The 6,200-nt window shown below is 46.8% G+C and carries 8 protein-coding genes; 1 reads left to right on the top strand and 7 read right to left on the bottom strand.

Annotated elements, in window-relative coordinates:
* From J6U00_RS07210 to malQ, 3 genes are all read right to left on the bottom strand, one after another.
* The coding region (locus tag J6U00_RS07210; protein ID WP_296580556.1) for a glycogen/starch/alpha-glucan phosphorylase at positions 1-446 on the bottom strand (446 nt) is incomplete at its 3' end.
* Positions 447-459: 13 nt separating this feature from the next.
* Positions 460-1,434, bottom strand: coding sequence for a hypothetical protein (locus J6U00_RS07205; RefSeq protein WP_296580555.1), 975 nt, complete (start codon positions 1,432-1,434; stop codon positions 460-462).
* Between the two features lie 15 nt (positions 1,435-1,449).
* A complete protein-coding gene (gene malQ, locus J6U00_RS07200; protein ID WP_296580554.1) occupies positions 1,450-2,922 on the bottom strand; it encodes a 4-alpha-glucanotransferase in 1,473 nt (490 codons plus the stop codon).
* A 66-nt stretch (positions 2,923-2,988) separates the two neighbouring features.
* Here malQ and J6U00_RS07195 point away from each other — a divergent pair, with 66 nt between their 5' ends.
* Entirely contained in the window at positions 2,989-3,417 is a 429-nt protein-coding gene (locus tag J6U00_RS07195) for a hypothetical protein (protein WP_296580553.1), read from the top strand.
* On the opposite strand, the gene J6U00_RS07190 is transcribed toward J6U00_RS07195, so the two are convergent.
* The 4 genes from J6U00_RS07190 to J6U00_RS07175 form a co-directional block, all read right to left on the bottom strand.
* Positions 3,418-3,852 carry a zinc ribbon domain-containing protein gene (locus tag J6U00_RS07190; RefSeq protein ID WP_296580552.1) on the bottom strand — a complete coding sequence of 145 codons (435 nt, stop codon included), beginning with the start codon at positions 3,850-3,852 and terminating at the stop codon, positions 3,418-3,420.
* Positions 3,853-3,975: 123 nt separating this feature from the next.
* Complete coding sequence (locus J6U00_RS07185) at positions 3,976-4,410, bottom strand: amino acid-binding protein (RefSeq protein WP_296580551.1); 435 nt, start codon at positions 4,408-4,410, stop codon at positions 3,976-3,978.
* Between the two features lie 46 nt (positions 4,411-4,456).
* A complete protein-coding gene (locus tag J6U00_RS07180; RefSeq protein WP_296580550.1) occupies positions 4,457-4,696 on the bottom strand; it encodes a hypothetical protein in 240 nt (79 codons plus the stop codon).
* 68 nt (positions 4,697-4,764) lie between these two features.
* Positions 4,765-6,072, bottom strand: coding sequence for a phenylacetate--CoA ligase (locus J6U00_RS07175; protein WP_296580549.1), 1,308 nt, complete (start codon positions 6,070-6,072; stop codon positions 4,765-4,767).
* Between the last annotated feature and the right edge of the window lie 128 nt (positions 6,073-6,200).

Below are 6,200 nucleotides of genomic sequence, written 5' to 3'. Positions count from 1 at the left end.
TCACGCTGAAAGCCGTCAACTATGGACTGTCTGAACAGTCCGTACTTATAGCGTATACCATAACCATCAAGAGGAAGTCCAAGGCTTGCGGCACTGTCAAGGAAGCAGGCAGCAAGTCTGCCAAGACCGCCGTTCCCAAGAGCTGCGTCTTCTATTTCCTCAAGGTCTGCAAGATTGAGCCCCAGTTCTTTAAAAGCTGCGTCCACCTCGTCATAAATACCGAGCACCAGCAGATTATTATATACCGCTCTTCCCACAAGAAACTCCATAGACAGATAGGCTGCACGGCGCTTCGAAAGGTGCTCCTGACGAGCGCTGCTCCACCTGTTAGCGAACATCTCCATTACCGTCTTTCCGAGAGCATCGTGAAGTTGCTGCGGACTTGCGTTCTTTATATCCTTAGGAAGTCTGCCTGTGAATTTCTCAATAAACAAATTCTTATCCATATCCCCTTCTCCTTTAGTTTATTAATTTCGACTTGATGCCTCTCGGATATTCTGCCATGATATCATCAAGGCTGTCGTAATCCTCCTGAGATACCTGACTCACATGGAATTGCAGAATATACCCGCACTCTCCGGGCTGACCGTGCCCCCTGCGGGGGCTGTATGCCCTCATATCATCGGAAACGTCCATTCCTTCTGCGACAAATACATCTCCGAACACAGATCCCTTGTTATCAGCCAAAGCCTGCCGGAACTCTTCATATGTCATCTGGGCAGGACTTTCAAATGGAAGCCTACCGTTGTCCATTCCATTGAAATATACCTTTCCGCCTGGCACAAGTTTTCGCAGAGAGCCTGCTGCTTCATTATGGAGCTGCTCCATGTAGTGGTAATAGAAATAGGTGTCATCGGTTATATCATCTGTATTTTCTTTCAAATATACCGTAAAGGCAACACCGTCACTTCCATTTAAGCTATAAGCCACCACGAGGGGCTTATTGTAATCGCGGTCAACCGGGATAGTACTTGTCGTACCGTCATCGTTAAGTATAGAGCTGGGCATTGACTCCCAGCAGAGGGTTCTGGCAATGACTTCAAAGGTTGTGCCGTATTTCTCATTCACCTTTGTAAGAGCATTCCACTCTGCTTCCGGTATCTCCTCAGGGCCATCGTACCCCTCAAGGGTGTAATGCTTTACGGGAGCAGGTGAAGTCGTGTTCTGTGGAGCTGCTGTCGTCTGAGCCTCGGTGGTCGAAGCTGCTGTCGTCGTTTGTACGGTAGTAGCCTTTGTGGTCGTCACCTTTGCGGTTGTCTTTTTGGTAGTGGTTTCCTTAGCTGTTGTAGTTTCCGCAGAAGTCACTGTGGAAGTAACTTCTGTTGTCACTGCAGCTGTTTCGTCTTTGGCATTATCCTGCACCTTAGACTCCTTAGCAGAGCAGCCTGTCAGCAGCACTGCTGCGATCACTGCCCAAACAGTTCTATTTTTCACATCATACACCTCTTTTTATCGGTTGTACATCTTATTCAGCTTTTTGATCTTCTTCGCAAGCTCCGGCGTAAAATCAGAGGTATGAGTACGGAACTCCCAGTTGCCGCCGAGAGTGGAGGGCGTATTCATCCTTCCCTCCTTCGGGCTGTCAAGGAAGTCCTGTATCTGTGCCGCAGCCACCTCCGCAACACTTCCCCACGCGGCACGTATCACAGCCGCAGGGATATCCTTTTTGCGCTTTACGCCGAGGTATTTCAACGTGAATTTAAGGGACTTCTTATCGAGGGTCTCCACCCAGCCGTTAAGAGTCTCATTATCATGAGTACCCGTATATGCATAGTAATTTGTACTGCTGTAATTATGTGGCAGATACTCGTTCCGGCCGTCCGAGAATGCGAACTGAAGCACCTTCATGCCAGGATAGCCGCATTTGTCCAGCATTTTTCTCACCTCTGGAGTAATGAAGCCGAGGTCCTCCGCAATGATATTCAACTTTCCCAGCTTCTTCTCAGCAAGCTTGAACAGCTCGTAGTTCGGACCCTTCTTCCACTCTCCCACAGTTGCATCCTCGTTGCCATATGGTATGGTATAATAGCTCTGAAAGCCACGAAAATGGTCTATACGTACTATATCGTAGAGCTTTGATGCGGCGCCGATACGGTCAATCCACCACTCGTATCCAGTCTTTTTATGATAATCCCAGTCGTACAGTGGATTTCCCCAGAGCTGTCCGAGGGGCGAGAAGTCATCAGGCGGACAGCCTGCCACCGCAACGGGCTTGCGCTCTTTGTCGAACCAGAAAAGCTTGGGAGAAGCCCATGCCTCAACGCTGTCCAGAGCGCAGTATATTGGTATATCGCCTATTATTTCAATGCCGCTGTCATTGGCATACTTTTTCAGCACTCTCCACTGACGGCTGAACTCGAACTGTATGAACTTATGGAAGCCAATCTCCTTTTTCAGATCTTTTTTCGCCTGTGCAACAGCTTTGGCCCTGTGCATGGAGATATCCTCCTCCCACAGGTACCACGGCTTACCCTCAAAGTGAAATTTCAGCGCCATGAACAATGCATACTCATCCAGCCATTTTTTATTCTCAGTGCAGAACTTCCTGTAATCTGGGAACTTAGCAGGCTTGAAGCGCTCATAGGCAATGTGAAGCACATCGTAGCAGTTATCGTAAAGCAGGCTGTAATCCACCTTGTCGGGCTCGTTTTCCCAGTCAAACATGTCGTACTCATGTCGCTCAAGAAGGCCGTCCCCCTCAAGTACCTCAAAGTCAATGAAGTAGGGATTTCCAGCGTATACCGAGAAGGACTGATAGGGAGAATCCCCGTAGCTCGTAGGAGAAAGGGGCAGTATCTGCCAGCATTTAACTCCTGCCGACTTCAGAAAGTCAACAAAGTCAAATGCAGCCTTTCCCATTTTTCCTATGCCGTAGTTTGACGGCAGGCTCGATATGTGCATAAGTATGCAGCTCTTTCTCATATAATCCAACTCCCTTTCTGTATATCCATTGTAAAAAACGGCGATAATAGTTTCTGAGGTGATACTATGAAGCTTTCACAGCTGTTATTTTCTTTTCTTATGGGTTATTTCTGCTACAGTCTTATCGAAATAGCCATGCGCGGCTATACTCACTGGACCATGTCTCTCACCGGCGGAGCGGTATTGGCTGCGCTCTACGCCCTGAACAGCCGCCGCAAGCTAACGCTCATACGTAGCTGTGTGGCAGGCTCGCTCATCATAACCGCCATAGAACTTACCGTCGGTATCTTCGACAATGTTATTATGCACTGGAACGTATGGGATTACTCTGATATGCCCTTTAATTTTCTCGGGCAGATATGTATCCCCTTTTCCTGCTTCTGGTTCCTGCTCTGCATACCTGCAAGGGCATTATGCAGACTAATAAGCATCCGCCTTAGCAGCGTCCCCAGGTATAAAAAGGCTGTTCCGATAACCTCAGAACAGCCCTTATGATCAATAATTCTTGTTTGGATCAGCATTGAAGAAGTTATTGCTGCTTTCCGTGTAATAATCATTAGGCTCAAGTGACATGAAGTCCTCGTCCTCGATATCAGGAAGTCTTGCGCCACAACGTCCACAGAACTGGAAGCGTTCATTGACCTCAGCGTCGCACTTGGGACATACCTTATAGCCTCTGATGCCGTTGAGCTCATATCTCATCTTCTTAATTCTTCTGCGTCTTGTATCTATATCATCACAAAGAACCTTGAGACCTTCAGGGTCCTCGCCGTGATCCTTGTAATATTTCTTGCCGATATCAGTGAAGATCTCCACGATTCTTTCCTCTTCATAGAGGATCTTCCTTTTTAGATTATTAGCCTCCGAAATGTTTTTAGCCTTCTCCGAAACGCCTCTGCTTGCGTCATTAAATTTATCGAGAATACCCATTTTCCATCACTCCCGTCGAATATTTTCTCGCTAAATCTTACATAGATATTATACAACATTCACAGGAATTATGTCAAGCGTTTTCAAAAAAATTTACAAGCAGGCATTCTTTTTGTGCAACCCTTACATCTCGGCAATATCATTTTCGGTAAGCTGAATAATACCCCCGTCAGTCAGGGCTTCCGAAGCGTTTTCGTTGTCGTCAACCCTAATGACAAACGAGACCGATCTATCCGATTTGCCGAGGAACGTATAGAGATACTCTATATTTACGTTCCTGCTTCCTAGTATATCCAGCACACGGCTGAGCTGACCCGGTGAATCAGGGATAGATATTGCGACTATCTCTGTTACAGCAACGGCAAAGGAAGCTGCCTTCAGCTTCTCCACCGCCTTATCGGTATCGTTGACTATCATACGGAGAATACCGAAATCCTTTGTGTCGGCAACTGTGAGAGCCCTTGCATTGATCTTGCTCTCCTTCATCATTCTCATGACGCCTGCCAGCTGATTGGGTTTATTGTCTATAAAAACTGAGATCTGTCTTACATTCGACATAAGATCTTCCTCCTTCAAGTCAGGATATTTTCAAAGCCGTGAAGGATCACTTTTTCTTTGCAGTTGTCTTGGGAAGGTCCTCATACATTACGAGAACTGAGTGCTCGTCAACGTACTCGTTTACATGGGTCTGAGCGTCGTGGCAGAGTCCTGCCGCTGTACTGTACTTGATGTCGATGACCTTAACCCCCTGAATGAACTGATTCAGTTCATTTTCAAATGCAGCGAACCTCTGGTATTTCTCCTGCTCCGGCATATAATTTGTGGAAAACAATCTGATTTTCATAAATGAAACCTCCTTAAAATAAGTAGAAATATTTCAACAGCAACGTCGATGACGCTTCTGCTCAAACCTTAATCGTGAAGCTTTCGTCTGTCGATAACTCGTACAGCCTTACCCTCGCTTCGTGTTATTGATTTAGGCGATACAAGATGAACCTTGGGGTTTATACCCAGCATGGTCTTGATAGCAACGGCAAGATCGCGCTCCTGCTTCTGCATATCCTTTACCTTGTCCGAGAACTGCTCGGGGTTCATTTCAACGCTGATATCAAGAGTATCCGTATTGTTGACACGGTCAACTTCGATAAGATAATTCGGTGAATATCCCTGTTCTATAAGAACTGTTTCTATCTGTGAAGGGAATACGTTTACTCCGCGGATTATCATCATATCATCGCTTCTGCCCATAGGCTTCGCCATTTTTATGAGCGTGCGTCCACATGAGCACTTTTTCCTGCTAAGTACGCAGAGATCACGAGTACGATACCTGAGAAGCGGGAAGGCTTCCTTGGTGATGCTTGTGAATACAAGCTCTCCAACCTCTCCCTCAGGGAGAACCTCTCCTGTATCCGGGTCAATTATCTCGGGGATAAAATTGTCCTCATTGATATGCATACCTGACTGCTCTGAGCACTCGAATGCAACGCCAGGACCGCTTGACTCGGTAAGACCGTAGATATCGAAAGCCTTGATTCCAAGCGACTTCTCAATAGAGCGGCGCATCTCCTCAGTCCACGGCTCAGCTCCGAAGATACCAGCCTTGAGCTTGATATCGTCGGGAGAAAGCCCCATATCCTGAAGAGTTTCTCCTATATAAGCTGCATAAGAAGGAGTACAGCAGAGTATCGTCGCACCGAGATCCTGCATAAACTGTATCTGTCTTTCGGTATTTCCCGAACTCATAGGCAACGTTAAAGAGCCTACCTTGTGGGAGCCACCGTGCAGTCCCATACCGCCGGTAAACAATCCGTAGCCGTAAGCTACCTGAACAACGTCCTCATTGGTTCCGCCTGCTGCAGTTATTGCTCTTGCGCAGCAGTCGTCCCACATATCTACATCGTTCTGCGTATAAAAAGCAACTACTCTCTTGCCTGTGGTGCCGCTGGTAGAATGTATCCTCACACATTCGCTGAGGGGCTTCGCAAGCAAGCCGTAGGGATATGCGTCACGAAGATCAGCCTTGCTAAGGAATGGCAGCTTGTGAAGATCCTCTGTTCCCTTGATGTCCTCAGGCTTAACGCCCTTTTTGTCCATGAGATCGCGGTAGTACTTCACGTTTCCATATACGTGCTTTACCTGAGCTACGAGACGTTCGTCCTGGAGCTTTTTCATTTTCTCACGTGACATACATTCGATCTCTTTGTTCCAATATTTTTCCATTGGACTTCGACTCCTTAAGTAATGAGATTTATAATCAATGTGTACTCAATAACCACCGTAAGACGGTTATTGCCCTGAACTGCGTTCAGGGAGCACAACTTCTTTTATATGAAAGAATATTTGTGCAT

This window comes from Ruminococcus sp. (genome assembly GCF_017650195.1).
Taxonomy (GTDB): domain Bacteria; phylum Bacillota; class Clostridia; order Oscillospirales; family Ruminococcaceae; genus Ruminococcus.
The sequence above is the reverse complement of the archived record's forward strand: the minus strand, read 5'-3'. Positions and strand labels throughout refer to the sequence as shown.

Bases quoted from the DNA above. Each gene is read 5' to 3' on its own strand.
- malQ (WP_296580554.1), bottom strand. From the start codon at position 2,922: ATGAGAAAGAGCTGCATACTTATGCACATATCGAGCCTGCCGTCAAAC.
- J6U00_RS07195 (WP_296580553.1), top strand. From the start codon at position 2,989: ATGAAGCTTTCACAGCTGTTATTTTCTTTTCTTATGGGTTATTTCTGC.
- J6U00_RS07190 (WP_296580552.1), bottom strand. From the start codon at position 3,852: ATGGGTATTCTCGATAAATTTAATGACGCAAGCAGAGGCGTTTCGGAG.
- J6U00_RS07185 (WP_296580551.1), bottom strand. From the start codon at position 4,410: ATGTCGAATGTAAGACAGATCTCAGTTTTTATAGACAATAAACCCAAT.
- J6U00_RS07180 (WP_296580550.1), bottom strand. From the start codon at position 4,696: ATGAAAATCAGATTGTTTTCCACAAATTATATGCCGGAGCAGGAGAAA.
- J6U00_RS07175 (WP_296580549.1), bottom strand. From the start codon at position 6,072: ATGGAAAAATATTGGAACAAAGAGATCGAATGTATGTCACGTGAGAAA.